The sequence below is a fragment of the Mesorhizobium sp. SP-1A genome, from assembly GCF_032460275.1.
Taxonomy (GTDB): domain Bacteria; phylum Pseudomonadota; class Alphaproteobacteria; order Rhizobiales; family Rhizobiaceae; genus Mesorhizobium.
Genome location: NZ_JAVXZD010000001.1, coordinates 644,033 through 669,610 on the forward strand (window position 1 = coordinate 644,033; position 25,578 = coordinate 669,610).

The following is a 25,578-nucleotide window of genomic DNA, read 5'->3' on the forward strand; positions in this document are numbered from 1 at the left end:
CAATGCTTGACGGCACCGGCCTTTTCATGTCGATACGCGGGCGATGAATGCTCAAGCGACCGTTTTGCCGGGCGAAGTTTCTGTCGCCCTCATGGAAAGCCTTGGCGCCCGTTCCATCGTCTTCGTCGGCTTGATGGGTGCCGGCAAGACGGCGATCGGCCGCAAGGTCGCCGCCGCGCTCTCGCTTCCATTCATCGACAGCGACCACGAGATCGAGGCCGTGTCGCGCATGACCATACCGGAACTGTTCGAGCGATATGGCGAGACCGAGTTTCGCGCGCTGGAGCAACGCGTTATCCTGCGCCTGCTAGAAAACGGGCCGCAGGTGCTTTCGACCGGCGGTGGTGCCTACATGAATGCCCAGACGCGCGAGGCGATTTCCGCGCATGGCGTGCCGGTGTGGCTGAAGGCCGATCTCGATCTGCTGATGGAACGCGTTTCCAAGAAGCAGAACCGGCCGCTCCTGAAGAACGACGACCCGCGCGGCGTCCTGAAGCGGCTGATGGACGAGCGCTATCCCGTCTATGCTCTTGCCGAGGTCACGGTCGTGACGCGAGACGAGCGCAAGGAAACCATAGCGGCCGAGGTGATCGAGGCCTTGTGCCGGCATCTCGGCGTGGCTCGCGCCTCCGCGCACGGGGAGACAGGACGATGAGCGAAACGGTCAAGGTGGAAGTCGGTCTGGGCGAGCGCGCCTACGATATATTGATCGGATCCGGCCTGCTGGCCCGCGCCGGCAAGGAGATCGCCGCCCGCCTGCCGGGCGCCCGCGTTGCCATCGTCACTGACGAGAACGTCGCCATATCGCACCTTGCGGCGCTCGAAACCGCGCTGGAAAAGGCCGGCATCGCTTCCACGGCCGTCATCCTGCCGGCCGGCGAGAAGACAAAGAGCTTCGAACATTTGCTGGAGGTGGTGGACGATGTCCTGTCCACCAGGCTCGAACGCCGAGACGCGGTGGTCGCGCTGGGCGGTGGGGTCATCGGCGATCTCGCCGGTTTCGCGGCCGGCATCGTGCGGCGCGGCATGCAGTTCGTGCAGATGCCGACCTCGCTGCTGGCGCAGGTCGATTCCTCCGTCGGCGGCAAGACCGGGATCAACAGCGCGCGCGGCAAGAACCTGATCGGCGTCTTCCACCAGCCGAAGCTGGTGCTTGCCGACACCGACGTGCTCGACACGCTTCCGGCCCGCGAATTCCGCGCCGGCTATGCGGAAGTCGCCAAATACGGGCTGATCGACCGCCCGGATTTCTTCGCCTGGCTGGAGAAGAACTGGCAGGAAGTGTTTGCCGGCGGGCCGGCGCGAACCGAGGCGATCGCGCAGTCCTGCCGCGCCAAGGCGGATGTGGTGGCGCGCGACGAATTCGAGACTGGCGACCGCGCGCTGCTCAATCTCGGCCACACCTTCGGCCACGCGCTCGAGGCGGCGGTGCGGTATGACGGCAGCAGGCTGGTGCATGGCGAGGGCGTGGCCATCGGCATGGCGCTCGCGCATCGCTTCTCGACGCGCTTGAACCTTGCCAGTCCGGACGACGCCGCCCGCGTCGAAGCGCATCTGAAGACAGTCGGCCTGCCATGGCGCATGGCCGACATTCCAGGCAAGCTGCCACCGGCGGAAACGCTGCTCGACTACATCACGCAGGACAAGAAGGTCAGCCGGGGCATGCTGACCTTCATTCTCACCCACGGCGTCGGCCAGTCCTTCATCGCAAGGGACGTGCCGGCTTCCGAGGTGCTGTCCTTCCTCAAGGAGAACCACCCGGGATGACCATGGGAATGTGGCTTACCGCCGCTTTCATCCTCCTTCTGGTCGTGCTGTCGTTTCTTTTTTCGGGCACCGAGACGGGCATGACCGCCGCCTCGCGTGCCCGGCTGCATTCGCTGCAGATCGGCGGGGATCGGCGGGCCTCGCTGGTGGAGCGGCTGATCGAGCGGCGCGACCGGCTGATCGGCGCCCTGCTGATCGGCAACAATCTCGCCAATATACTCGCCTCGGCGCTGGCCACAAGCCTGTTCCTGCGCATGTTCGGCGAAGCCGGCGTCCTTTACGCCACGATCATCATGACCGTGACGCTGGTCATCTTCTCGGAGATCCTGCCGAAGTCCTGGGCGCTGGCGCGACCGGAACGTTTCGCGCTCGCCGTCTCCGGTTTCGCCCGGTTCGTGATCCTCGTATTCGGGCCGTTTTCGACGGCGGCCAATGCCGCCGTTCGCGGCATACTGGCCTTGTGCGGCGTCAACCTGTCGCGCAGCGAGCCGATGCTCAGCGCGCATGAGGAACTGCGCGGCACACTGGAGGTGTTCCATAACGAAGGGCAGGTGGTGAAGCAGGACCGCGACCGCTTCGGCGGCCTGCTCGACCTGCACGAGCTGGAAGTCTCGGACGTCATGATCCACCGCACCAACATGCGCTCGGTCAATGCAGACAACCCGCCGGCGGTCGTCGTGCGCGAGGTGCTGCAGAGCCCGCATACGCGCATGCCGCTGTGGAAGGGCTCGCTCGACAACATCGTGGGCGTGCTGCACGCCAAGGATCTTCTGCGTGCGCTCAACGAAGCCGATAACGACTTCTCGCGGATCGACGTGATGAAGATCGCGTCCAAGCCCTGGTTCGTGCCCGACACCACCACGCTTCAGGAACAACTCAACGCCTTCCTACGTCGCAAGGCGCATTTCGCCATCGTCGTGGACGAATATGGCGAGGTGGAAGGCATGGTGACCCTGGAGGACATCATCGAGGAGATCGTCGGCGAGATCGCCGACGAGCACGATATCGACATGCAGGGCGTCAAGCAGGAGGCGGACGGTTCGGTCGTGGTGGACGGTTCGGTGCCGATCCGCGATCTCAACCGGGCGCTGGACTGGAACCTGCCGGACGACGAAGCCACCACCATAGCCGGCCTCGTCATCCACGAAACGCAGTCGATACCGGAAGAGAAGCAGGCTTTCACTTTCCACGGCAAGCGCTTCATCGTCATGAAGCGCGACAAGAACCGCATCGCGCGCCTGCGCATCCGGCCGGCGGTGGTGAATGCGCCCGCCGCTCCCAACGCCGAAGGCGGAGGGGCCTAGCGCCCCGGAATCGCGAGCGGATTTTCCGACAGCGCGGCGCGGTCGGGAGTGTCCACGGCCGGCTGGTCGGTGAGGGCCGAAAACAGCCGCCTTACATAGTCTTGCGGCATGTCGAGCGTGATCAGCACGAGCCGCGTGCCACGCTGTCCGTCGGGCCAGGCGGGCAACCGAGCGGGGGGATGCAGCAGCCGCTGCACGCCATGCACGACCAGCGGCCGCGAAGGGTCTTCCTTCAGTTCCACGATGCCCTTCATGCGCAAAAGCCTGTCGCCATGCGCAGAACGCAGCAGGTCGAGGAACATCTCTATGGCCGCGAAAGGCACCGGCCCGTCATGGACGAGCGTATGCGTGCGCACCCTGGAATCGTGGCGATGGCCATGATGTTCGTGTTCATGCTCGTGATGCCGGTGATCGTGCCCGCAATGGTCCTGATCGTGTCCCGCTTCTTCGCCGAGCCAGTTGCGGACATCCGCCGTCTTGGTCGCGGGATTGTAGAGGCCGCAGTCGAGCAGCGCCGTAACGGCTGCATCGCCGGCTTCGAGGATGCGCGCGCCGGGATTGAGCGCCCTCAGCCGGGCTTTCAGCCGGTCGAGAGCTTCCGCGTCGCCGGCCAGTTCGGTCTTGGTCAGAACGATCCGGTCGGCGACGGCCGCCTGTTTCACCGCCTCGACGTGATTGTCGAGCGTGGTCTCGCCGTTGACGGCGTCGACCAGCGTCACCACGCCGTCCAGCCGGAACGCCTGCACCAGCGCCGGGTGGCCCATGATGGATTGCAGCACCGGCGCGGGGTCGGCAAGGCCGGTCGTTTCAACGACGATGCGCGACAGCCGCGCGATGCGGCCGGTCTGCAGCCGGTCCACAAGATCGGCCAGCGTGTCGACCAGTTCGCCGCGCACCGTGCAGCACAGGCAGCCGTCCGAAAGTTGGATGATGCCGTCCGAAGCCTGCTCGACCAGCAGGTGATCGATGGCCACTTCCCCATATTCGTTGATGATGACGGCGGTGTCGGCCAGCGCCGGATCCTTCAGCATCCGGTTGAGCAGCGTGGTCTTGCCGGCGCCGAGGAATCCGGTCAGCACCGAGACGGGGATGGGGAACATGCTCGATATCCTGCCGGCCGCCTGTACGGGTCTATTGGTCGCCTTGCGCGGTGATCCCCGCCGGCGCCGGCTTGTCGGGTCGCCATTGCGGGATCGGCACGTCGGCATATTGCACCTGCGCGGCCATGGCCGGCGGCACCGGGCCGGTCGCGCCGCCGAGGCCGACCGCGACCAGCGTGGGCGCGGCCAGTTTCTGCCGATAGGGCGATTTCGGCGCCTTGGCGTCGGCCTGCACCGGCGCTTCCGACTGATGCGATGCCGGCTTCTTGGTGCAGATCTCCTCGCGCATGCTGGTGGGCGACTTCGTGTCGCCATAAGGCTGCAACGTGGCGACGGTGGAATCGCTGGCGATTGTGGCGGCAAAGCCCTGGTCGAGCAGCTTGGCTGCCGCCTCGGCGCGGCTCACCGCCGATTTCTCGCCGAGCACCACGGCCACCAGCGTGCGACCGTTGCGGGTCGCCGAGCCGATCATGTTGAAGCCGGATTCGCATACGAAACCCGTCTTCATGCCGTCGGCGCCGGGATAGCGGCCGACCAGCAGGTTGTAGTTGGGGATCGCACGCTTGCCGAGCGCCAGCCCCTCGATCGAGAACCATGGCGCATATTGCGGGAAATCGCGGCGGATCGCCGTCACCAGCACGGCGAGGTCGCGCGCGGTGGTGTATTGTTCGGGCGAGAAAAGCCCGTTGGGATTGACGAAATGCGTGCCGGCCATGCCGAGCCGCGCGGCTTCGGCGTTCATGCGCGCGGCGAAGGCGTCCTGCGTGCCGCCGATGTTCTCGCCTATGGCCATGGCGATGTCGTTGGCCGACTTCACCAGCATCATCTTCAGCGCATTGTCCAGCCGCATCACCTGGCCGGGCTTGAAACCCATCTTGGAAGGCGGCTCGATGGCCGCGTGCCGGGTCATCGTGATCGGAGAATCGAGCTTCACCTCGCCGGCGGCGATGGCACGGAAGGCGACATAGGCCGTCATCAGCTTGGAAAGGGAGGCCGGATACCAGCGCTTGAAGGCGTCCTGGTGCTCGATGACGCGACCGCTTCCCAGGTCGAAAAGCACGGAGGGATTGGCCAGCGCCGCGCCGGCGCCGAGCGGCAGCGCCAACGCGCCCGCTGCAAGCAGCCCAAGGAAATGTCGTGGCCTCATCATGAAATCCAAAATCGCTCTTGCCGTAGTCACCGCGCGCTCCGTAAGATTTCGCTACTGGACCACCCGTGGTGGCCGCCCTCTGAAACGGACCGCAGCCTTGCGGGAGCTATTTAGCCTATGTGACCTCAACATGGCAAAGTGCGACCGATCACAATTGAAACAGCGCCGGTGCCGCAGCCCCCGGCAGAACGCGAGTGGAAAGCCATGCCGATCCTGAACCGCGCCGCCGAGATGCAGGAAGAGGTGGCCGCTTGGCGCCGCCATCTGCACAGCAATCCCGAACTGAATTTCGATGTGGTGGAGACGGCCGCCTTCGTCGCCGACAAGCTCAAGGCCTTCGGCTGCGACGAGGTGGCGACCGGCATCGGCCGCACCGGCGTTGTGGGCGTCATCCGCGGCAGCAAGGGCGGCGGCAAGACTGTCGGCCTGCGCGCCGACATGGATGCGCTGCCGATCGTCGAGGTCACCGGCAAGCCCTATGCCTCGCAAAATACCGGAAAGATGCATGCCTGCGGCCATGACGGGCACACCGCCATGCTGCTGGGCGCCGCCAGATACCTGGCCGAGACACGTAATTTCGCCGGTTCCGTCGCCGTCATCTTCCAGCCGGCGGAGGAGGGCGGCGGCGGCGGCAACGAGATGGTCAAGGACGGCATGATGGAGCGCTTCGGCATCTCCAGGGTGTTCGGCATGCACAACATGCCCGGCCTGCCGGTCGGGCAATTCGCCATCCGGCCGGGCCCGATCATGGCCGCCACGGCCGAGTTCACCATCAGCGTGAAGGGGCGCGGCGGCCATGCGGCCATGCCGCACGGCACCATCGACCCCATCGTCGTCGCCAGCCAGCTTGTCGGCGCGCTGCAGACCATTACCTCCCGCAGCGCCGACCCGGTGGAGGCGCTGGTGGTTTCGGTGACGAAGTTCCACGCCGGCGATGCCTACAACGTCATTCCAGAGACGGCCGAGATCGCCGGCACCGTGCGCACGCTGAAAAAGGAGATGGCCAGGAAGGCGGAGGAGCGCATGCGCGCCATCTGCGCGGGGCTGGCGGCCGCCTTCGGGGCGACCATCGACGTCCACTACGACGCCAACTATCCGGTGACCTTCAACCATGCCGAGGAGACGGCCTTCGCCGCCGACGTCGCGGCCGCCGTTGCCGGCGACGCCCAGGTGCACCGGGCGATCCAGCCGCTGATGGGCGGCGAGGATTTTTCCTATATGCTGGAAGCGCGGCCGGGCGCCTTCATCTTCCTGGGCAACGGCGATACGGCTGGCCTGCACCATCCGGCCTACGACTTCAACGACGAGGCCATTGCGCACGGTGTGAGCTATTGGGTGAAGCTGGCGGAAACGGCACTGGCGGCCTGACCGCGCGGCAAACGGTGGCGCGGCGGAGCCGGCCGCCGAGACATGCGCCGGCGTCCACCTTCGCTCTTGGCGAACGGCCACGAAGCCGCTATGTGTCTGGCCGCGTGGTCCCGTAGCTCAGTAGGATAGAGCGGCAGATTCCTAATCTGTAGGTCGCAGGTTCGATTCCTGCCGGGATCACCAACGAAATCAGCCACTTAGGCATGGTATTAGCGCACGTGGCGTGAGCGTGTGACGCGTCACACGTCACAAATGTGACTATGCATTGTTGGGCCGTTCTCACGCCGGGTTTTCGCAACCCGGTAATCAGCGCGACGCGGCAGAGCGGTTTCGCAACCAATGCGCGGTGGGGCAGGGCGAATGCAACCAAAGCCTGGCGAAAGCGTTGAAATTGCGCATAGGAGGATTTGCCATGGAACTGCGCATCGTGAACCTCACCGACCACATCGGGGAACCGGTGACCGTGGTGGCGGACAAGGTGACCCACGTCACCTGCATGGGTCCTCAACGCGCCAAGGTGCATTTCGTCGGCGGTTCTGAACTGATCGTCAGCCATACAGTCAGCGAGGTTGCCGCCAAGCTGTGGCCGGAACACGAGCATTCCCGCGTCGCCGCTTCACCAGAGGCGGTCGGCCAAAGCGCTCATTGACCGCCGGGTTCGCACAGGCCGGCTGAGACGGAAAAATACCGGGTCAGTCGGGGGGAGTATGGCTTTGGAGCCGTTTCGGAGGGACGCGTGCCGTCCTTCGGCTGATCGGATTTTATAGCTTCCCTGACATCTCCCTCGACGGGGGCAGTGTTCAAGACTGACATGCCGATTCGCGCCGGCCAATGCCACCGAACATCGGACGCGCCGCCGTGCTGATCTCCGCACTTTCGCTCGCTTGATCCACGCCGCCGATGCCGGCCGGTTAGCGCCGGACATGTTCGCATCTGTTGTCTTGCCGTACGATAAAGATGGCGCTCAAGGCGCGCGCTGTTCAGCCGTAGCTGGATTGCGATGGCTTTTCCGTTCGTTTTTGTACCGGAGATCGCATTGCAGAAAAGTTACCTCTGGGGCGGATCGGTTACGAGATTGCCAGTTATCTAATTGATAAACATGAGTATTATTTTTCGAGACTGATGTAATTGGCTTTCAGTGCGCGTGCCAAGGTCGGCGGCAGCGCGGCTTCGTACCCGTATATTTGGTCACTATCTCAACGATCCGCCTTGCGGTTATCGTACAATCGTACTAAATACGGATCGGCAAGTTGATCGACAGGAAATGCGACTATTTGGCGCCACATCGCAAGATGGAGGGAGGAGATGGATTTGCCTAGAAGTGGAGAGAAAACAAACGGGCATATCGAAAGGTTAACCGAAGGGTTTTCCGTCGAGATATTGCCGAACGATACTATAAAGTTTCCGGATATAGCGGACAGATTACCGGAGAGGACGCGGGTTTATATCGCATATACGTCAGGATCGACGGCGGAGATTGTCGATGCGGCCGTACGGTTGCAGAGCCAAGGCATGGTTCCGGTGCCGCATATTCCCGCCCGCCGGTTCCAAAGCCGGGCCGAACTCGCGGATTTCCTCGGCGCCCTGACTTCCCGCGCTGCCGTCAGGCAGGTGCTTCTCGTCGGCGGCGACGTTGCGCGGCCCGCCGGACCGTTTTCGTCCTCGTTGGATGTCATGCAAACGGGGATGCTCGAGGGGCACGGCATCGAGGCGGTCGGTCTGGCCGGGCATCCCGAGGGCCACCCCACGGTGGCGCGGGAGGAATTGCGCAGCGCCTTGATCGGCAAGTGCGAATATGCCGCGAAGGCTGGCATCCAGGCGTCGATCACGACGCAGTTTCTGTTCGACATAGACAGGCTTTTCGCCTGGCATGCCGATTTCGTGGAAAAGACCGTACCTGGCACTGCCGTCGATGTCGGGCTGCCGGGCCTTGCCCGGATGACGACGCTGATGCGCTTCGCCAAGGATTGCGGTGTCGGCGCTTCCCTCGGCATGCTCACCCGCAACGCGGCCCGCGCCTTCAGGCTCGCCACCGCGTTCTCTCCGGAAGACACGTTGCTCGAACTGGCGAAAGGCATGCAAGCCGCCGGCCGGCCCGTGTTCCGTTCCGTCCACTTCTATCCGTTCGGCAGCTTCGAGCGGACAGCCGAATGGCTGGCGAGCCTGCGCTCCGGCCCCGCCAATCAGGCGCCGGAGATGGCCACGGCGCTTTGAGCGCCGCCGGTCCAGGACAGACTGCTTTCAATCCGAACACAATTTGTCGTCAAAAGGAGGAACTTGCATGACGGACAATCTGACCCGCCTCGTCGTCTCGGCCCATGAGGAACCCGGCTGGGATTATGGCACCATCCGCGGGCCCTATTCGCGGTTCCACATCGCGAACGGCGCCAAATACTGCGTCTACAACAACCGGCTGATGCCGGTGTCGCAGAAGATCGACCGCCTGGACGGCTACTGGGCCCTGCGCACCAAGGCCGGCCTTTTCGATACGGGAGAACGCCCGATCCAGATCAAGGGTCCCGATGCCGCCAGGTTCTGCAACCGCGTCTTCACCCGCGATTGCGCCAAGCTGAGGCCCGGCCGCGCCGGCTACGGGCTGCTCTGCTATCCCAACGGCAAGATCCTGTGCGACGGCGTGCTGATGCGGCTGGAGGAGGACACCTACTGGTATGTCCAGGCCGACGGTGGCGTCTATTCCTGGTTCATCGCCCATTCGCAGGATCTCGACGTCGAAATTTCCGACCCGGACTCCTGGGTGACGCAGATCCAGGGGCCCGCCTCGCTCGAAATCCTGGCGGAGCTGAGCGACACCGGCATTCCGGACGAGTTCAAGTATTTCTCGGTCGCCAGGGCGACGATCGGCGGGCAGCCGGTGATCCTGTCGCGGACCGGATGGACCAACGAGATGGGCTTCGAGGTCTACACCCTGCCCAATGGCGGCAAGTTCGACGCCGCCGCGATGTGGGAGCGTTTCCTCGCCGCCGGCAAGCCGCATGGCATGGAGATCTGCGCGCTCGACAGCATGGATATCCGCCGCATCGAAGGCGGTATCCTCAACAACGGGTCGGACATGGATGACACCATGACGCCGTTTGAAGCCGGTCTCGGCGCGTTCGTGGACCTGACCAAGGACGATTTCATCGGCAAGGCCGCGCTTGCCAAGGCCACGGGGTCGAACCGGGTCGTCGGCCTGAAGTGCCCGGGCGGCGAGCCGCTGCGCGAGGGAGCCGTTTCGGTCGCCGGCAAGAAGGTCGGTTTCGTCACGGCCGGCGCCTGGTCGCCTTATCTCAAGCAGGGCGTCGCCATCGTCCGCCTCGACAGCGCCATGGCTGCCGGCACGGCGGTCGACGTGGTCTGCCGTGACGGCAAGGCCCATGCCGCGGTCCTCGACTTCATGCCGCTCTATGACAAGGAAAAGAAGATCCCGCGCGGCCTCGAGGCGAGCATTCCGGTCCAGCACGCGGCCGAATAGGGCCTTCGTCGGCCGCTTTGCGGCCGACTTACTTCCGGCCTCGCCGGACCGTGGCCGCTCCATGCGCCGCCGCGGTCCGGCGATTTTGCCGTTCACGAGGTTATGCCTTTCGAGGCGGTCGCCTTCGCCCCCATCTCTCGCCTCCGCGCTGGAGATATGACGCGAAACCGGATATTGCCTATGGATTGCGATCCGATCGCGCATGGGGAATCTTTGAAATGCCAAAATTGGGCATGGCGCCCATTCGCCGAAGGCAATTGATCGAAGCGACATATCTGGTTCTGCACCGCGACGGCATCGATGACCTGACGCTCAAGAAGATTGCCGTGGAAGCCGGCGTCGCGACCAGCATCATCACCCACTATTTCGGCACCAAGGAAGCCCTGATCGCAGCGACCATGTCGGACCTGGTCGGCAGCCTGCTGCGGGAAGTCCGCGACCGGCGCCGGCAGGCCGCCAGCACGATCGACGAGGTCGTCGCCATCGTCGACGGCAATTTCGCGCCGTCGCAGGTGTCACCGATGGCGGTTTCGGCGTGGCTCTATTTCTGGAGCCGGGTGCCTTACGATCCCGCCTTCGACCGCATGCAGCGCATATGCGATTACCAGTTGCGCAAATATCTGCGGAACTCGCTCAAGGACATCGTCACGCAGGACGAGGCGGACGACATCGCCGAAACCATCGTTTGCCTGTCCTATGGCTTCTGGCTTCAGTTCGCCCACCGTCAGGGCGAGTTCGACGTCGCCCGCGCCCATCGCATGGCGCTCCAGGTCATAGAGGCGCGTGTGCAGATGGCGTGGCAGAAGAATCTCCACCTCGCCGAGAGAACGTCGTTTCCGGAAGGGGTCTGACGCGCGATCCCGCGCCGCGCTTTAGGCGCCGCCGCCACAATCCCGCCGCCGGGCTTCGGCATGTCCATGGACGTGGAGAATGCACCGCCTGCCCGAGGTCCGCAGGAGTTGCTTAACCGTTTGCGGATAAGGTCGTGCTGCGCGGGGGCGCAACATCATATCGGGACTATGAGTGTGAGCCCTAAGAAGCGAAGCGACTGGCGCGAAATCCTTTATCTGCAGGCACGTATCGGCGCGCTTTTCGTGCCGATTGCCGTCGGCCTCGCGATCGTCGCGGCGCTCGCCGGGCACGAGCGCAAGACCGTTCCCGATACGCTCGATCCCACCATGACCAGTTCGACCGGACAATTGGTCGATTCCGCGCGCTGAACGGATTGGCGGGCGATATTCTCGTCGCATGGACAGCGCGGCCGGCACGCCTCCAGCTTAGGCAATCCGCGCAAAACGGGAGCCGGCAGGCAGATGCCTGCGCCGGGAAACTGCCGCTTCAGATATCCAGATTGGCCACGGACAGGGCGTTGTCCTGGATGAACTCGCGCCGCGGCTCGACCTCGTCGCCCATCAGGCGCGAGAACAGGCTGTCGGCGTCGGTCGCGTCGGTGACCTTGACCTGCAGCAGCGAACGCACGTTCGGGTCCAGCGTGGTTTCCCAGAGCTGTTCGGCGTTCATTTCGCCAAGGCCCTTGTAGCGCTGCATGGTCAGGCCCTTGCGCCCAGCCGCGAAGACGGCGTCGAGCAGCGCCAGCGGCCCCGAGATCGTCTCCGACAGCTCCTTGCGGCGCAGCACCGGCGGTTCGCCATAGATTTCGCCGAGGCGGGTCGCGTAGCGGTCGAGCGCGCGCGCATCGGCGGAGTTGATGAGGCCCATGTCGATCTGCGCGAACTCCTTCACGCCGCGTACCGTGCGCTCGAACACATAGCCGCCGAGGCCCTCGTTGGAAGTCGACGTGCGTCCTTCCCAGCCGCGCTCGGTGTCCTCCGCGATCATGTCGAGGCGCTTGGCGATGCGCTGTGCCATCGCGTCGGCACGGCCGATGTCGGCGGCGATATCGGCGTTCAGGCCGCCGGCTATGGCCGCCTGCTCGATCACGGCGCGGTTGTAGCGCGTGTGCAGCCCGTTGATGAGGCTGCGCACCGAGAGCGCGTCATCGACCGCCGCGCGCAGGTCCTGGCTGGTCCGCACCTCTCCCGAGGCCAGCGTGAGCGAGGCTTCTTCGAGACCCGATTCGATCAGGTAGTCCTCGAAGGCGGCCTGGTCCTTCAGATATTGGGAGCTCTTGCCGCGCGAAACCTTATAGAGCGGCGGCTGCGCGATGTAGAGATGGCCGCGCTCGATCAGTTCCGGCATCTGCCGGAAGAAGAAGGTGAGCAGCAGCGTGCGGATGTGGGCGCCGTCCACGTCGGCGTCGGTCATGATGATGATCTTGTGGTAGCGCAGCTTGTCGGCGTTGAACTCGTCCTTGCCGATCGAAGTGCCGAGCGCCGTGATCAGCGTGCCGATCATGTCCGACGACAGCATGCGGTCGAAACGGGCGCGCTCCACGTTGAGGATCTTGCCGCGCAGCGGCAGGATCGCCTGGTTCTGGCGCGAGCGTCCACCCTTGGCGGAGCCGCCGGCGGAGTCGCCCTCGACGATGAAGATTTCGGACTTCGCCGGGTCGCGCTCCTGGCAGTCGGCCAGCTTGCCGGGCAGCGAGGTGATGTCGAGCACGCCCTTGCGGCGGGTCAGTTCGCGCGCCTTGCGTGCCGCCTCGCGCGCGGCGGCGGCTTCGACCACCTTGCCGATCAGCGTCTTGGCCTCGGAAGGATGCTCCTCCAGCCAGGTGCCCAGCGCCTCGTTGACGAGGCTTTCCACCACCGGGCGCACCTCGGAAGAAACCAGCTTGTCCTTGGTCTGGGAGGAGAATTTCGGGTCCGGCACCTTCACGGAGAGCACGGCGGTCAGCCCCTCGCGGCAGTCGTCGCCGGTCAGCGAGACCTTCTCCTTCTTGGAAATGCCGGCGCTGTCGGCATAGCTCGTGACCTGACGGGTCAATGCCCCGCGGAAGCCGGCAAGATGCGTGCCGCCGTCGCGCTGCGGGATGTTGTTGGTGAAGCACAGCACGTTCTCGTGGTAGCTGTCGTTCCACCACATCGCGACCTCGACGGTGATGCCGTCGCGCTCGCTGCGGATCGAGATCGGCTTGTCGATCAGCGGCTTCTTGGCGCGGTCGAGATATTTGACGAACTCGTCCAGCCCGCCCTCATAGTGCAGTTCCTGCACCTTGATGTCGGCATGGCGCTTGTCGGCCAGTACGATGCGCACGCCCGAATTGAGGAAGGCCAGCTCGCGCAGCCGGTGCTCCAGCGTGGCGTAGTCGAATTCGGTGACGCCCTTGAACGTCTCGGGCGATGGCAGGAAGGTCACGGCCGTGCCGCTGCGGCCCTCATAGGTGCCGGGCAGGGCATTTTCCTCATAGCTGCCGGTGACGGCGAGCGGCGCGTCGGCGTTGCCGTGCGTGAAGCCCATCTCGTGGATCTTGCCGTCGCGGCGGATGGCGAGCCTCAGCCACACCGACAGCGCGTTCACCACCGAGACGCCGACGCCGTGCAGGCCGCCGGAAACCTTGTAGGAATTCTGGTCGAACTTTCCGCCGGCATGGAGCTGGGTCATGATGACCTCGGCCGCCGAGACGCCCTCGGAAGGGTGCAGGGCCGTCGGGATGCCGCGGCCATTGTCGGCAACGGTGCAGGAGCCGTCGGGGTTCAGCGTCACCGTCACCAGGTCGGCATGGCCGGCCAGCGCCTCGTCGATGGCGTTGTCCACCACCTCGTAGACCATGTGATGCAGGCCCGAGCCGTCGTCGGTGTCGCCGATATACATGCCCGGCCGCTTGCGTACGGCATCCAAGCCCTTGAGGACCTTGATGGAATCGGCGCCATACTCGGCACTGCCGCCGTTGACGTTCTCAGCCTGGTCGCTCATGAAAATCCGTTCGTTCGATGTCGTTCAGGACGGCGCAGAAACTGTCCCCGAATCGCGCCCTTTTGATGGTTTAGATATAGGCCTTCGCGGCCGATTTTCCAAGTTTTGCAGGCCTTTGACCCACAAGCCAGGCGGCGCGCCGTTCATGGCCGCCGCCCGTGATCCGAATGATGGGGAAAGCTATTGCGCCGGAGCGCGCATCGGCTTCAGCGCCACGCTCCAGCGATGCAGTTCGTCCAGCATGGAGTTGGCGCTGGCAAGCACCGGCTCGGTCGGCTGGAAGGCGCCGTCTTCGTCGAGCGTCTTCTGGTAGAAGGGGATGGCGATCGCCTCCGGAATCGGCACGACCTTGACCGTGGTGAGCAGCGGCTTGGTGGCCTGCACCGCGCGCATGCCCCCCGAAACGCCGCCATAGCTCAGGAAGCCGGCCGGCTTGTACTGCCATTCGCGCAGCAGGTAGTCGACCGCGTTCACGATCGCCGGCGCGGCGGAATAGTTGTATTCCGGCGTCACGAACACGAAGGCGTCGGCGGCATCGACCGCCTTGGACCAGGCCTTGGTGTGTTCCTTTTCGTATTTGCCGAGGCGCGGGTGCAGCGGTTCGTCGATCAGCGGCAGGTCGAAGGCTGCGATATCGGTCAGCACCGGCTCGAACTTGCCGTGCTCGCGGGCGAATTTCTCCAGCCACTCGGCGAAAACGGGTCCGGCGCGACCTGGACGGGTGCTACCGGTGATGATGTTGAGGCGATGCTTCAAGGGGAGGCTCCTGTCACTTTCAGTATCCATTGGTGACCGCGAAATAAGCCCCGACGGTCATGTTGGCAAGAAGCCACGCCTTGACGAACCGTCACCGGACGGGCGGCAGATGCTGAAGCGGCTGGGCGGTTGTTCCTGCTTTTGGGACCGTTGCATTGGACGCCCGCTTCTGCGGGTCCTACATTGCACGGGTCAGCGGAGCAGTTCATGGACGGCAAGCCTTCCCCCTTCGTACCGCCTGCGCCGAGGCCGCGCACCAGGCCGCCCTCGACGCTGGAGATGATGCGCATCGTCTACCGCAACCCGCTCGAACTGTGGGGCGAGCCTTCCTACAACGAGCCGTGGATTTCCATCGGCGGCGGCGTCGGCGGGCCGCTGGTGGTGGCCAACGATCCGGCGTTGATCCGCCATGTACTGGTGGACAATGCGAAGAACTACAAGATGGCGACGGTGCGCCAGAAGATCCTGCGCCCGATCCTGCGCGACGGGCTGCTGACGGCGGAAGGCGAGGTCTGGAAGCGCTCGCGCAAGGCCATGGCGCCGGTTTTCACGCCCCGCCACATCCATGGCTTCGCCGGGCCGATGTTGAAGCGCACGCTGGAATTCGCCGAGCGCTACCAGGACGGCGCCGTGTCCGACATCGCCCAGGACATGACGATGCTGACCTACGACATCCTCGCCGAGACGCTGTTCTCCGGCGAGATCGCGGGAGAACCGGGCAGCTTTTCCCACGAGATCGACCGCCTGTTCGAGACGATGGGCCGCGTCGATCCGCTCGACCTTCTGCGCGCGCCCGACTGGCTGCCGCGCCTCACCCGCATCCGCGGCCGCAAGACCATGGCCTATTTCCGCAAGATCGTCACCGACACGGTGGCCATGCGCGAGCAACGGCTGAAACGCGATCCCGACAGCGCGCCGCAGGATTTCCTGACGCTGCTGCTGCGTGCCGAAGGGCCGGAAGGGCTGACGCGCGCGGAAGTGGAAGACAACATCATCACCTTCATCGGCGCGGGTCATGAAACCACCGCCCGCGCGCTGGGGTGGACGCTTTATTGCCTGGCCGAGGCGCCGTGGGAGCGCGATCCCGTCGAAGCCGAGATCGATGCGGTGCTGGCGCGCGAAGCGGATCCCACGAAATGGCTGGACGCCATGCCGCTGACGCGCGCCGCCTTCGACGAGGCGCTCAGGCTCTATCCGCCGGCCCCTTCCATCAACCGCGAGCCGATCGAGCCCGAAACCTTCAACGGCCTCTATATCCCGCCGCGCGCGGCGGTGCTGGTCATGCCATGGGTCGTCCATCGCCACCGCAAGCTGTGGGACCGGCCGGACGCCTTCCTGCCGGAGCGGTTCCATCCCGGCAACCGCGACAGGATAGACCGCTTCCAGTACCTGCCTTTCGGCGCCGGTCCGCGCGTGTGCATCGGCGCCTCCTTCGCCATGCAGGAGGCGATCATCGCACTTGCGGTGCTGATGTCGCGTTTCCGCTTCGACACGATCGCCGAGACAAAGCCCTGGCCGGTGCAAAAACTGACCACGCAGCCGCAAGGCGGGCTGCCGATGCGGGTGACGAGGCGATGAGCGGCCGCGCCGTCATCGTGCGGGTCACCGGACGCGTGCAGGGCGTCGGCTTCCGTTACTGGGCGCTGGAGGAGGCCGAAGCGCTCGGCCTTCGCGGCTGGGTGCGCAACGAGCCGGACGGTTCGGTGAAGGCGCTTCTGACAGGGCCGGACGATGCGGTGGAGAACATGCTGGAACGCCTGCGCCAGGGGCCGCGCGGTGCGGCCGTTGCCGATGTCGCGACGGAGCCTGCCGGCCCGGTCGTGGCACCGGCGGATTTCCGCATCGTGCGGTGAATCCGATCGACCCCCTCATCGGGGTGAGGCGAGTCACCTGCGCCCGTAGAAGGCGTTCTCCACATGAACCGGCCAGCGCCAGGGCAGCACGGCCACCATGTCGAAACGCACGGAAAGCCGTCCGTAGTCCGGCTGGCGCGACAGCCAGAGGTCGGCGGCGCGCTCGATACGCCATTCCGATTCCCGCGCTATCGCTTCCATGGCTTCGACCAGCGTGCGCCGTGCCTTGACCTCGACGATCAGCACCAGGTCGCCGCGCCGGGCGATCAGGTCGATCTCGCCGAGTTTCGTCCTGTAGCGCCGGGCGAGGATGCGATAGCCCTTGGCCATCAGGGCCGCCGCAGCCAGCCATTCCCCCCGATGCCCGCGCCGGTAGGCCTTGCGACGGCGGCCGGCGGCGGCATCAGTCACCGCCTGTTTCCTTCAGTTCCAGCAGGCGCCGGTAGAGCGCCTGTTTCTGGCCGCCGGTCATCTTCGCCGCCTCCGCCGCCGCCTTGGAAGCGGGCATTTCCGCGACCAGCGAAAGCAGCAGCCGGTCGATATCGGCCGGGCCCTCCTGCCGCGCTGCCGGCGGCCCGACGCAGATGACGATCTCGCCCTTGGGCGCACCGGCCGCCTCATAATGCGCGGCGAGTTCCGCCAGCGTGCCGAGCCGCATTTCCTCGAAGGTCTTCGTCAGTTCGCGCCCGATCGCCGCATGTCGTGCGCCGCCGAGCGTTTCCGCCATCGCGGCGAGGGTTTCGGCCAGCCGGCGCGGCGATTCGAAGAAGATGAGGGTGGCTGGCACCGCCTTCAGTTCCTCCAGCCGGCTCCGTCTTTGACCGGCCTTGGCCGAGAGGAAACCGGCGAAAAGGAACGCGTCCGAGGGCAGGCCGGAGGCGGTCAGCGCGGCAAGCGCGGCGGACGGGCCGGGGATCGGCACCACGCGGAGGCCCTTTTCCAGCGCTTCGCCGACCAGCCGGTAACCGGGGTCCGACACCAGCGGCGTGCCGGCGTCGGAAATCAGCGCCACGCTTTGCCCGGCTTCAAGCGCCTCGATCAGCTTGGGCCCCGCCTGCGCGGCATTGTGCTCGTGATAGGCCATGGTGCGCCGGCGGATGCCGTAGCGCTCCAGAAGCACGCGCGAAACCCGCGTGTCCTCCGCCGCCACGACGTCTGCGCCAGCCAGCGTCTCCAGCGCGCGCAGCGTGATGTCGGCCAGATTGCCGATGGGCGTCGCCACCAGATAGAGCGCTGGCTCCAGCGGGCGGGCGTGGAACTCGGTCTGCCCGATCAGGTATGAGCGCTTCGCCGGGGCGACATCTGCATGGTCTTCCATGCCGTTTCTCTGGCACGGTTCGGCGCCTGTTGCAAAACGTGAGCGCGACCCAGCAAGACCTGCCATCGCTTTGCCACACTGCGCAAGATGATCGGCCGCGCAGATTTCCTTGACGAAACGGCACGACGGAGCACCAACGGCCAATGCCCAATCGCTTCGACATCTTCATGACCCGCCTGGAATCCAAAAGTGCGCGCGAAGGCGCGCCGCTACACCCGATAGGCGACCAGAATCGCGCCCGCCGCGATGACGCCGACGCCAAGCCGGTTCGCTCCGGACAGGCGCTCTCCGAGAAAAACCGCGCCAAACACCGCAACAAGCACGACGCCTGACGCTTTTCGAAAGGGCTCTTATCGCGCCAGATCCGCGACCACCGCGTCCAGCACGATCATGCCGGCCGGCGTTGCGCGCAGGCGCGAATTGCCGATCGGAGCCACGAGCCCTTCCTCCTGCAGGATGGCCAGGCGCGACGACGAGAGCCCGCGCCCCGAAAGCGCCTCGTAGCGGGCGAGGTCGATGCCCTCCGCGAGACGAAGTCCCATCAGCAGGAACTCGTCGGCTTCCTCCGAGCGCGTCAGCGTCTCGCCCCCGGTCACGCCGTGGCCCTTCGTTTCCACCAGTTCGGCCCAGCGCTCGGGCAGCCTTTCCGCGACCGTGACCACGCGCGTGCCGTTCTCCACGAAGCGGCCGTGCGCGCCGGGGCCGGCGCCGACATACTCGCCGTAGCGCCAATAGGTCAGGTTGTGGCGGCTTTCCGCGCCGGGCCGGGCATGGTTGGAGATTTCGTAGGCCGGCAGGCCGTGCGCGGCGGTGACTTCCTGCGTGAGCTGGTAGAGGTCGGCGGCGAGATCGGGGTCGGGTATCTCGAATTTGTGCGCCGCATGCAGGGCGAAGAAGGGCGTGCCCTCCTCGATGGTGAGCTGGTAGAGCGACAGGTGGTCGGCCGCATGGCCGATGGCCTGCTTCAGTTCCGCCGCCCACGCGTCCAGCGTCTGGCCCGGCCGCGCATAGATCAGGTCGAAGGACAGGCGCGGGAAGGTGGCGCGCGCCAGTTCGATGGCGTGCAGCGCCTCCGACACGTTGTGCAGGCGTCCGAGAAACTTCAGGTCGCGGTCGTTCAGGGCCTGAACGCCGAGCGAAACGCGGTTGACGCCGGCGGCGCGGTAGCCCTTGAAGCGCTCGGCCTCGACCGAGGAGGGGTTGGCCTCCAGCGTCACCTCGATGCCGGAAGGCACGCTCCAGTTCTTCGCCACCGCTTCCAGCACAGCCCCCACGGTCTCCGGCTTCATCAGCGAAGGCGTGCCGCCGCCGAGAAAGATCGAGGTCACCTCGCGCGGGCCGGTGCGGGCGCGCATGGTCGCCAGTTCGGCGGCGAAGGCGCGCGCGAACCGCTCCTGGTCCACCGGCTGGTGGCGGACATGGCTGTTGAAGTCGCAATAGGGGCACTTGGCCGCGCAGAACGGCCAGTGGATGTAGACGCCGAAGCCGGGAGAACGGTCGAGGATCATGCGTTGTGACCTCCAGACCGATCTTGGGACCGGAAGCGCTTTTCGGTAACCGCAGTACCCGTTTCTGTCTGCAAGATCACCTTGCCCCCAGCCGCGCCTCGGCGAACTTCTTGAAAGCGCGGGCGCGGTGCGAAAGCGCCTGCGCATCGCCGGGCTTCCAGCCGTGCTTTTCCTGCGCGCTCATCTCGCCGAAGGTCTTGTCGTAGCCGTCGGGCAGGAACACCGGATCGTAGCCGAAGCCGAGTTCGCCGCGCGGCGGCCACACCAGCGTGCCTTCCACCTCGCCGCGATAATATTCCGCCTCGCCATCGGGAAAGGCGAGGCAGATCACGGCGACGAAGCGCCCGGTGCGCTGCGCCGGCTCGCTGGCGCCGACCTCCTGCATCGCCACTTCGGTGCGCTGCATGGCCATGCCGAAATCACGCGTGCCGTCTTCCTTTTCGGCCCAGTTGGCGGTGTAGACGCCGGGCGCGCCGTCGAGCGCATCCACGCACAGGCCCGAATCGTCGGAAAGCGCCGGCAGGCCGGTGGCCATGGCCGCGGCATGGGCCTTGATGTAGGCGTTTTCCTCGAAGGTGGTGCCGGTCTCGTCGGGCTCGGGCAGGCCGTATTCCTTGGCCGATCCGGCCTCGAAGCCGAACGGCGCCATCAGGTCGGAGAACTCGCGCAGCTTGCCCGCGTTGTGGCTGGCCACGACGATCTTTTTCCCGTTCAGCGAATGCATCAGAAACCCCAGATTTTCGGCTCGGCGAACTCCAGCGAGTTGCCGGACGGATCGCGCAGATAGATGGAGCGGCCGCCCTTGGCCTGTCCGGGCTTTGGCGGCCACTCGAAATCGGCTTCGATGGCGACGCCTTTCGCTTCCAGATGCGCTTTCCAGCGGTCGATTTCCTCTGCCGTGGCCGAAAAGCACAGATGTCCTTCGCCGGCCGTGCCATGCGGCGGCACGGGCAGGCGGGCGCCAGGGGCGGGCGGGTGCTTCGTCGCCTCGGCGTTGAAAAGCAGCAGCACGCCGTGGCCGCAGCGGAAGAACACGTGCCGGCCTTCCGCCTTGGCGATGCGTTCCAGCCCCAGAACCTCGCTATAGAAGGCTTCCGCGGCGTCGAGATCGGTGACGTAGAGCGCGGACTCGAGAATGGCGGAGGGTTGCATCCGGGCAATATGAAAAGCCGCCTTCATCGGCCTGTTCACCCCACCGCCATCTTCTGCAGGTCCACCAGCCGCGAAATGCCTTTCTTGGCCAGCGTCATCAGCGTGGCGAACTGGTCCTCCGAGAAGGGCTCGCCCTCGGCCGTGCCCTGGATCTCGACGATGCCGCCCTTGCCGGTCATGACGAAATTGGCGTCGGTGCCGGCCGACGAATCCTCCAGATAGTCGAGGTCGATCACGGGCTGGCCGTCATGGATGCCGCAGGAGATCGCCGCGACATGGTCCTTCAGCACCCTGGAGACGCTCGCCATCTGGCGCGCCTCCATCCAGCGCAGGCAGTCGTAGAGCGCCACCCAGCCGCCCGTGATGGCGGCGGTGCGGGTGCCGCCGTCGGCCTGCAGCACGTCGCAATCCACCGTGATCTGCTGCTCGCCCAGCGCCTGCATGTCCACCACCGCGCGCAGCGAGCGGCCGATCAGGCGCTGGATTTCCAGCGTGCGGCCGCCCTGCTTGCCGGAGGAGGCCTCGCGCCGCATGCGCTCGCCCGTGGAGCGCGGCAGCATGCCGTATTCGGCGGTCACCCAGCCCTTGCCGGAATTGCGCATCCAGCCCGGCACCTTCTCCTCCAGGCTCGCGGTGCAAAGCACATGCGTGTCGCCGAACTTGACCAGGCATGAGCCTTCCGCATGCTTGGAAACGCCGCGCTCGAAGGAGATGGCGCGCATTTCGTCGTTCTGGCGTCTGGAGGGGCGCATTCGGTGTCTTTCCGTGATCTTTGCCGTGTTCGTGGCCGGCTTGTACCCCTCCGCACCGTGCCGCGCAAAGGAAAACGGCCGGCTTGCACCGCTTGTTGGGATGTCTATATCCTCAATCCCGGAGGTCCTTGCGCCAGATGACGAAGCCCGTTTCCGATCACATGACACAGGCATCCGCCTTGCAGGCGCTGGATACCCGCTCGCGCGACATTTTCAGGCGCATCGTCGATTCCTATCTGCGCGACGGCGAGCCGGTCGGCTCGCGCAGCCTGTCGCGCATCCTGCCTTCGTCCCTGTCGCCGGCCACGATCCGCAACGTCATGAGCGACCTGGAGCATCTGGGCCTCATCTATGCCCCGCATGTCTCGGCCGGACGCCTGCCCACGCAGGCCGGCCTGCGCTTCTTCGTCGACGCCTTTATGGAACTCGGCGACTTGTCCGACGAGGAGCGCCGCGCCATCGAGGCGCAGGTCAAGGCGTCGGGCGAGGGCGCCTCGCTGGAGCACATGCTGACGGAAGCCAGCCAGATGCTGTCGGGCATGTCGCGTGGCGCCGGGCTGGTGCTGGCGGCCAAGCACGAGGCGCCGCTCAAGCACATCGAGTTCATCCAGCTCGAGCCGACCAAGGCGCTCACCGTGCTGGTCTCGCAGACCGGCGATGTCGAGAACCGCATCATCGACCTGCCGCCCGGCGTCACGGTTTCCCAGCTCCACGAAGCCTCGAACTTCCTCAACGCCAATATTCGCGGGCGCACCATGGCCGAGGCGCGCACGGAGATCGTGCGGCTGAAGGAAGAGACCCGCGCCGCCTTGGACACGCTCTCGCAGGAACTGGTCGAGCGGGGACTGGCCGTCTGGGCCGGCACCGAAAGCGATCTGCCGGCGCGGCTTATCGTGCGCGGCCGCGCCAACCTTCTGGAGAACGTTACCGCCCAGGCCGATATCGAACTGCTCAAGCACCTGTTCGAGGACATGGAGACGCAGGACGGGCTGCTGCAACTGCTCGACCTTGCCGAACAGGGGCCCGGGGTGCGCATCTTCATCGGCTCGGAGAACAAGCTGTTCTCGCTGTCGGGGTCGTCGCTGGTCGTCGCCCCCTATCGCGACAAGGATGCGCGCGTGGTCGGCGCGCTGGGCGTCATAGGCCCGACGCGGCTGAACTACGCCCGCATCGTGCCGATGGTGGACTATACCGCGCAGCTTATCTCGCGCATGCTGCGCTGAGGGACTGGACGGGTAAACAGACCGGAGGGTTCGAAATGGCGCTCGAAGCGATCAAGGCGGAGATCAGCCTTCTGCTTCAGGAGATGGTGAACCAGCCCGAGGACGCGGACGAGGTGCGCGAGCAATTGCGCGAGCGGCTCGGCGAATTGCGCGCCATGGGATTGCCGCTGCCGGCCGACCTGGTCGAACTGGAAAAGCGCCTGAACGAAAACGCAGGATAATCGCTTCCGGCAGCCGTTTGGATGGAACGGCTTTGTCGTCCCTGCGTTCGACGTCGGACGCAAAGCGGGGAGGACGACATGAAAATCCTGCCATTGGTGGCCTGCGGCGTTGTCGTCTTTGCGGCCGGCTGCGCGGTGGCGTTCGCGCAGGAACAAAATGTCCTGAAAGGCAAGGCCGCCTTCGGCGACTGGCGCGCAGACCGCCCGGGCGCTGTTCGGCTGATCCGGCCGCAGGACCTGCCGGAGCCAACGCCCGGCCAATCCGCGTCCAACGGACCCGGGCGGGCGCAAATGCCGAAAAACGCCAGGCTCCACCTTCCGCCCGGCTTTTCGGCCGAACTGGTCGCCTCCGGCATCCGCAATCCGCGCGCGGTGCGGGTAGCTCCCAACGGCGACCTGTTCGTGGCGGATTCGCGCGCCGATCAGGTCCGCGTGTACCGGCTTGGGCAGAACGGCGCCAGGCCGGTTGAACAAGGCGTCTTCGCCACCGGCCTGCACCAACCCTACGGCATCGCCTTCCATCCTCCCGACGACCCGAAATGGGTCTATGTCGCCAACTCCGACAGCGTGGTGCGCTTTCCCTACAAGGACGGCGAATTGAAAGCTTCCGGCGGGCCGGAAACCGTCGTGGCGGACATTCCCGCCAGTCATCACTGGACGCGCGACATCGCCTTCTCGCCGGACGGGAAAACCCTGTACCTGTCGGTCGGTTCGGGCTCCAACATAGCGGAGGACATGGGCAAGGCGCCGAAGGGCGGCGTCGAGCGATGGGCGCGCGACAAGCCGCTGGGCTATGCCTGGGGCGCCGAGCAGGGCCGCGCCGAAGTGCGCGCCTACGATCCCGACGGCGGAAACGGCCGCGTCGTGGCCACCGGCCTGCGCAATTGCTCGGGCCTGACCGTGCAGCCGGCCACGGGCGCGCTCTGGTGCGTGGTCAACGAGCGCGACGAGCTGGGCAACGACGTGCCGTTCGAATATGCGACGGCTGTGCAGCAGGGCGCCTTCTATGGCTGGCCCTGGTACTATATCGGCTCGCATGAGGACCCGCGCCACGCCGGCGAACGGCCCGACCTGAAGGACAAGGCCACCGTCCCCGACGTGCTGATGCAGGCGCATTCGGCGCCGCTCGGCATCGCCTTCTATGAAGGCGGCCAGTTCCCGGCCGAGTACAAGGGCGATGCGTTCGTTGCCCTGCATGGCTCGTGGAACAGGGGCAAGCGCACCGGCTATAAGATTGTGCGGCTGCGCTTCAAGGACGGCAAGCCGACCGGCGAATACGAGGACTTCATGACCGGCTTCGTCCTCTCCGATTCAAGGGTGTGGGGACGCCCCGTCGGCGTAGCCGTGGCGAAGGACGGCTCCCTGATCGTAACCGAGGACGGCAACGGCACGATCTGGCGCGTCAGCTACAAAGGCCAATAGATCAGGGCCCAATAGATCAGGCGAACTTGCGCTGCGCGTCGAGCGCCAGGCCGAGCCCGACCGAGCCGAAGGCGTCGCCCTGCACCACCTCGGCTTGCGGCACCAGCGACAGGATGCTGCGCCGCGCCAGCGGTATGGCGGTCGAGCCGCCGGTCAGGAACACGGCGGTGATGTCGGCCGGCCTGACGCCGGCCTGCGCCAGCGTGTCGGCAACCGTCTTCGTCACCCGGCCGACCTCGGCGCGGATCGTGTCCTCAAGTCCCTGCCTGGTAAGCGCTGCGGCGAATTTCGCGCCGGGCAGCGCCACCTCGATCTCGGCTTCGTCGCCGTCGGTCAGCGCGATCTTTGCCCGCTCCACTTTGGTCGCCAGCGCGTGCCCGTAGCGCTGCTCGACCACCTCGATCATGCGATCCACAAGGTCCTGCCGCGCCGCCTCGAAGCGGATCTGGCGCAGGTCCAGCATCGCCTTGGGCGTATAGAGCAGGTTGATGCGCTGCCAGGTGGCGAGGTCGATGAAATAGCCGGCCGGCAGGTTGCGCTTGCCGTCCTTGGTCGGCGTCAGATAGCCGAGCTCGGGCATGACATGGGCGATGGAAAGCAGCCGGTCGAAATCCGTACCGCCGATATGGATGCCGCGATTGGCCAATATGTCGCCCTTGCGGTCGCTCGCGGCGGCGCGCTCGGGCGACACGCGCACGATGGAGAAATCGGACGTGCCGCCGCCCATGTCCACGATCAGCGCCAGTTCCTCGCGGTTGACCCCATGCTCGTAGTCCAGCGCGGCCGCGATCGGCTCGTACTGGAAATCGATATGCTTGAAGCCTTGCTTGCGGGCGGCCTTTTCCAGTTCTGCCTGCGCTTCGGCGTCGGCCTTCGGGTCGTCGTCGACGAACTGCACCGGCCGGCCCAGCACGACGTTTTCGACCGCCTCGCCGGCATGGCTTTCCAGCCGCTCCTTCAGGTGATGCACGAACAGGCCGATGATGTCGGTGAAGGCGATGCTGCGCGCCTTGATGCGGGTCTTCTCATGCGCCAGCGAGGAGCCCAGCACGCTCTTCAGCGCCCGCATCAGTCGCCCTTCGACGCCGTCGGTGTAGTCGCCGATGGCGCGGCGGCCGAGCGCCGTGCTGTTGTCCTCGAAGTTGAAGAAGATGGCCGAGGGCAGGGTGACGCTGTCGCCTTCCAGCGCCACCAGCCGCGGACGGCCGTTCTCGATGACGCCGACGGTGGAATTGGAAGTGCCGAAGTCTATGCCGCCGAAAGCCGGTCGCATCTTGGTGTCCTGGATTCATGCATGAAAAGGCGCGGTCCGGCTGATCGAGACCGCAGCGGGACCGTGCGCCTACATGACCGGGGGGCGGATGTCGATGCCCGATCTCCGATTTTCCTGAAACGT

Annotated in this window: 25 protein-coding genes, 1 tRNA gene and 1 pseudogene; 15 read left to right on the plus strand and 12 right to left on the minus strand. The window is 65.6% G+C overall.

What is annotated here, in order from left to right; all coding sequences use genetic code 11:
• Positions 1–91: 91 nt before the first annotated feature.
• From QU595_RS03075 to QU595_RS03085, 3 genes are read left to right on the plus strand one after another with little or no spacing between them, the layout of a single operon-like run.
• Positions 92–655, plus strand: a complete 564-nt coding sequence (locus QU595_RS03075; RefSeq protein WP_410000466.1) for a shikimate kinase — start codon at positions 92–94, stop codon at positions 653–655.
• Positions 652–1,767 carry a 3-dehydroquinate synthase gene (aroB, locus tag QU595_RS03080; protein WP_315919076.1) on the plus strand — a complete coding sequence of 372 codons (1,116 nt, stop codon included), beginning with the start codon at positions 652–654 and terminating at the stop codon, positions 1,765–1,767. Before QU595_RS03075 ends, aroB begins: the two co-directional genes overlap by 4 nt.
• Positions 1,764–3,071 carry an HlyC/CorC family transporter gene (locus QU595_RS03085; protein WP_315919078.1) on the plus strand — a complete coding sequence of 436 codons (1,308 nt, stop codon included), beginning with the start codon at positions 1,764–1,766 and terminating at the stop codon, positions 3,069–3,071. Before aroB ends, QU595_RS03085 begins: the two co-directional genes overlap by 4 nt.
• Here the strand turns inward: QU595_RS03085 and QU595_RS03090 are convergent.
• Both QU595_RS03090 and QU595_RS03095 read right to left on the minus strand, forming a co-directional pair.
• Positions 3,068–4,171, minus strand: coding sequence for a GTP-binding protein (locus tag QU595_RS03090; protein ID WP_315919079.1), 1,104 nt, complete (start codon positions 4,169–4,171; stop codon positions 3,068–3,070). The genes QU595_RS03085 and QU595_RS03090 overlap by 4 nt on opposite strands.
• Positions 4,172–4,202: 31 nt before the next feature.
• Positions 4,203–5,318 (minus strand): D-alanyl-D-alanine carboxypeptidase family protein, encoded by a 1,116-nt coding sequence (locus QU595_RS03095; RefSeq protein ID WP_315919081.1) that lies wholly within the window; start codon positions 5,316–5,318, stop codon positions 4,203–4,205.
• A 207-nt stretch (positions 5,319–5,525) separates the two neighbouring features.
• Here QU595_RS03095 and QU595_RS03100 point away from each other — a divergent pair, with 207 nt between their 5' ends.
• The 7 genes from QU595_RS03100 (at position 5,526) to QU595_RS03130 (ending at position 11,381) form a co-directional block, all read left to right on the plus strand.
• Complete coding sequence (locus QU595_RS03100) at positions 5,526–6,689, plus strand: M20 aminoacylase family protein (protein WP_315919082.1); 1,164 nt, start codon at positions 5,526–5,528, stop codon at positions 6,687–6,689.
• A gap of 106 nt (positions 6,690–6,795) precedes the next feature.
• A tRNA-Arg gene (locus tag QU595_RS03105) sits at positions 6,796–6,872 on the plus strand.
• Between the two features lie 229 nt (positions 6,873–7,101).
• A complete protein-coding gene (locus QU595_RS03110) occupies positions 7,102–7,338 on the plus strand; it encodes a hypothetical protein (RefSeq protein WP_315919084.1) in 237 nt (78 codons plus the stop codon).
• Between the two features lie 863 nt (positions 7,339–8,201).
• Positions 8,202–8,903, plus strand: a complete 702-nt coding sequence (locus QU595_RS03115; RefSeq protein ID WP_315919086.1) for a methylenetetrahydrofolate reductase — start codon at positions 8,202–8,204, stop codon at positions 8,901–8,903.
• A 67-nt stretch (positions 8,904–8,970) separates the two neighbouring features.
• Entirely contained in the window at positions 8,971–10,161 is a 1,191-nt protein-coding gene (locus QU595_RS03120; protein WP_315919087.1) for an aminomethyltransferase family protein, read from the plus strand.
• A 218-nt stretch (positions 10,162–10,379) separates the two neighbouring features.
• The gene (gene betI, locus QU595_RS03125; RefSeq protein WP_315919088.1) at positions 10,380–11,012 is read left to right on the plus strand and encodes a transcriptional regulator BetI; all 633 of its coding nucleotides are present in this window, start codon (positions 10,380–10,382) and stop codon (positions 11,010–11,012) included.
• A gap of 168 nt (positions 11,013–11,180) precedes the next feature.
• A complete protein-coding gene (locus tag QU595_RS03130) occupies positions 11,181–11,381 on the plus strand; it encodes a hypothetical protein (protein WP_315919089.1) in 201 nt (66 codons plus the stop codon).
• A 118-nt stretch (positions 11,382–11,499) separates the two neighbouring features.
• Here QU595_RS03130 and gyrB read toward each other — a convergent pair whose 3' ends face one another.
• Together gyrB and QU595_RS03140 are read right to left on the minus strand one after the other, a co-directional pair.
• Positions 11,500–13,977, minus strand: coding sequence for a DNA topoisomerase (ATP-hydrolyzing) subunit B (gyrB, locus tag QU595_RS03135; protein WP_315919090.1), 2,478 nt, complete (start codon positions 13,975–13,977; stop codon positions 11,500–11,502).
• Positions 13,978–14,157: 180 nt separating this feature from the next.
• Positions 14,158–14,733, minus strand: a complete 576-nt coding sequence (locus QU595_RS03140; protein WP_315919091.1) for an NADPH-dependent FMN reductase — start codon at positions 14,731–14,733, stop codon at positions 14,158–14,160.
• Between the two features lie 207 nt (positions 14,734–14,940).
• On the opposite strand from QU595_RS03140, the gene QU595_RS03145 reads away from it, so the two are divergent.
• Positions 14,941–16,311 carry a cytochrome P450 gene (locus tag QU595_RS03145; protein WP_315919093.1) on the plus strand — a complete coding sequence of 457 codons (1,371 nt, stop codon included), beginning with the start codon at positions 14,941–14,943 and terminating at the stop codon, positions 16,309–16,311.
• Positions 16,308–16,586, plus strand: coding sequence for an acylphosphatase (locus tag QU595_RS03150; RefSeq protein ID WP_315919094.1), 279 nt, complete (start codon positions 16,308–16,310; stop codon positions 16,584–16,586). Before QU595_RS03145 ends, QU595_RS03150 begins: the two co-directional genes overlap by 4 nt.
• A gap of 33 nt (positions 16,587–16,619) precedes the next feature.
• Here the strand turns inward: QU595_RS03150 and QU595_RS03155 are convergent, their stop codons facing one another.
• The 7 genes and pseudogenes from QU595_RS03155 to rph form a co-directional block, all read right to left on the minus strand.
• Positions 16,620–16,997 carry a YraN family protein gene (locus QU595_RS03155; protein ID WP_315919095.1) on the minus strand — a complete coding sequence of 126 codons (378 nt, stop codon included), beginning with the start codon at positions 16,995–16,997 and terminating at the stop codon, positions 16,620–16,622.
• Positions 16,990–17,904 carry a 16S rRNA (cytidine(1402)-2'-O)-methyltransferase gene (gene rsmI, locus QU595_RS03160; protein WP_315919097.1) on the minus strand — a complete coding sequence of 305 codons (915 nt, stop codon included), beginning with the start codon at positions 17,902–17,904 and terminating at the stop codon, positions 16,990–16,992. The genes QU595_RS03155 and rsmI overlap by 8 nt, the downstream gene beginning before the upstream one ends.
• 209 nt (positions 17,905–18,113) lie before the next feature.
• A pseudogene (locus tag QU595_RS03165) lies at positions 18,114–18,251 on the minus strand (transporter); the annotation flags it as partial.
• A 3-nt stretch (positions 18,252–18,254) separates the two neighbouring features.
• Entirely contained in the window at positions 18,255–19,412 is a 1,158-nt protein-coding gene (gene hemW, locus QU595_RS03170) for a radical SAM family heme chaperone HemW (protein WP_315919099.1), read from the minus strand.
• A gap of 76 nt (positions 19,413–19,488) precedes the next feature.
• Positions 19,489–20,136, minus strand: a complete 648-nt coding sequence (rdgB, locus tag QU595_RS03175) for an RdgB/HAM1 family non-canonical purine NTP pyrophosphatase (protein WP_315919101.1) — start codon at positions 20,134–20,136, stop codon at positions 19,489–19,491.
• Positions 20,136–20,564 carry a VOC family protein gene (locus tag QU595_RS03180; RefSeq protein ID WP_315920666.1) on the minus strand — a complete coding sequence of 143 codons (429 nt, stop codon included), beginning with the start codon at positions 20,562–20,564 and terminating at the stop codon, positions 20,136–20,138. The genes rdgB and QU595_RS03180 overlap by 1 nt, the downstream gene beginning before the upstream one ends.
• Positions 20,565–20,599: 35 nt before the next feature.
• Positions 20,600–21,316: a ribonuclease PH gene (rph, locus tag QU595_RS03185; protein WP_315919102.1), complete on the minus strand. Its 717-nt coding sequence runs from the start codon at positions 21,314–21,316 to the stop codon at positions 20,600–20,602.
• 137 nt (positions 21,317–21,453) lie between these two features.
• On the opposite strand from rph, the gene hrcA reads away from it, so the two are divergent.
• The 3 genes from hrcA (at position 21,454) to QU595_RS03200 (ending at position 24,182) form a co-directional block, all read left to right on the plus strand.
• Positions 21,454–22,539: a heat-inducible transcriptional repressor HrcA gene (gene hrcA / locus QU595_RS03190; protein WP_315919104.1), complete on the plus strand. Its 1,086-nt coding sequence runs from the start codon at positions 21,454–21,456 to the stop codon at positions 22,537–22,539.
• Positions 22,540–22,574: 35 nt separating this feature from the next.
• Positions 22,575–22,760, plus strand: a complete 186-nt coding sequence (locus QU595_RS03195; protein ID WP_315919106.1) for a hypothetical protein — start codon at positions 22,575–22,577, stop codon at positions 22,758–22,760.
• Between the two features lie 78 nt (positions 22,761–22,838).
• Positions 22,839–24,182, plus strand: a complete 1,344-nt coding sequence (locus tag QU595_RS03200) for a sorbosone dehydrogenase family protein (RefSeq protein ID WP_315919108.1) — start codon at positions 22,839–22,841, stop codon at positions 24,180–24,182.
• A 16-nt stretch (positions 24,183–24,198) separates the two neighbouring features.
• On the opposite strand, the gene QU595_RS03205 is transcribed toward QU595_RS03200, so the two are convergent.
• The gene (locus tag QU595_RS03205) at positions 24,199–25,455 is read right to left on the minus strand and encodes an Hsp70 family protein (RefSeq protein ID WP_315919109.1); all 1,257 of its coding nucleotides are present in this window, start codon (positions 25,453–25,455) and stop codon (positions 24,199–24,201) included.
• Between the last annotated feature and the right edge of the window lie 123 nt (positions 25,456–25,578).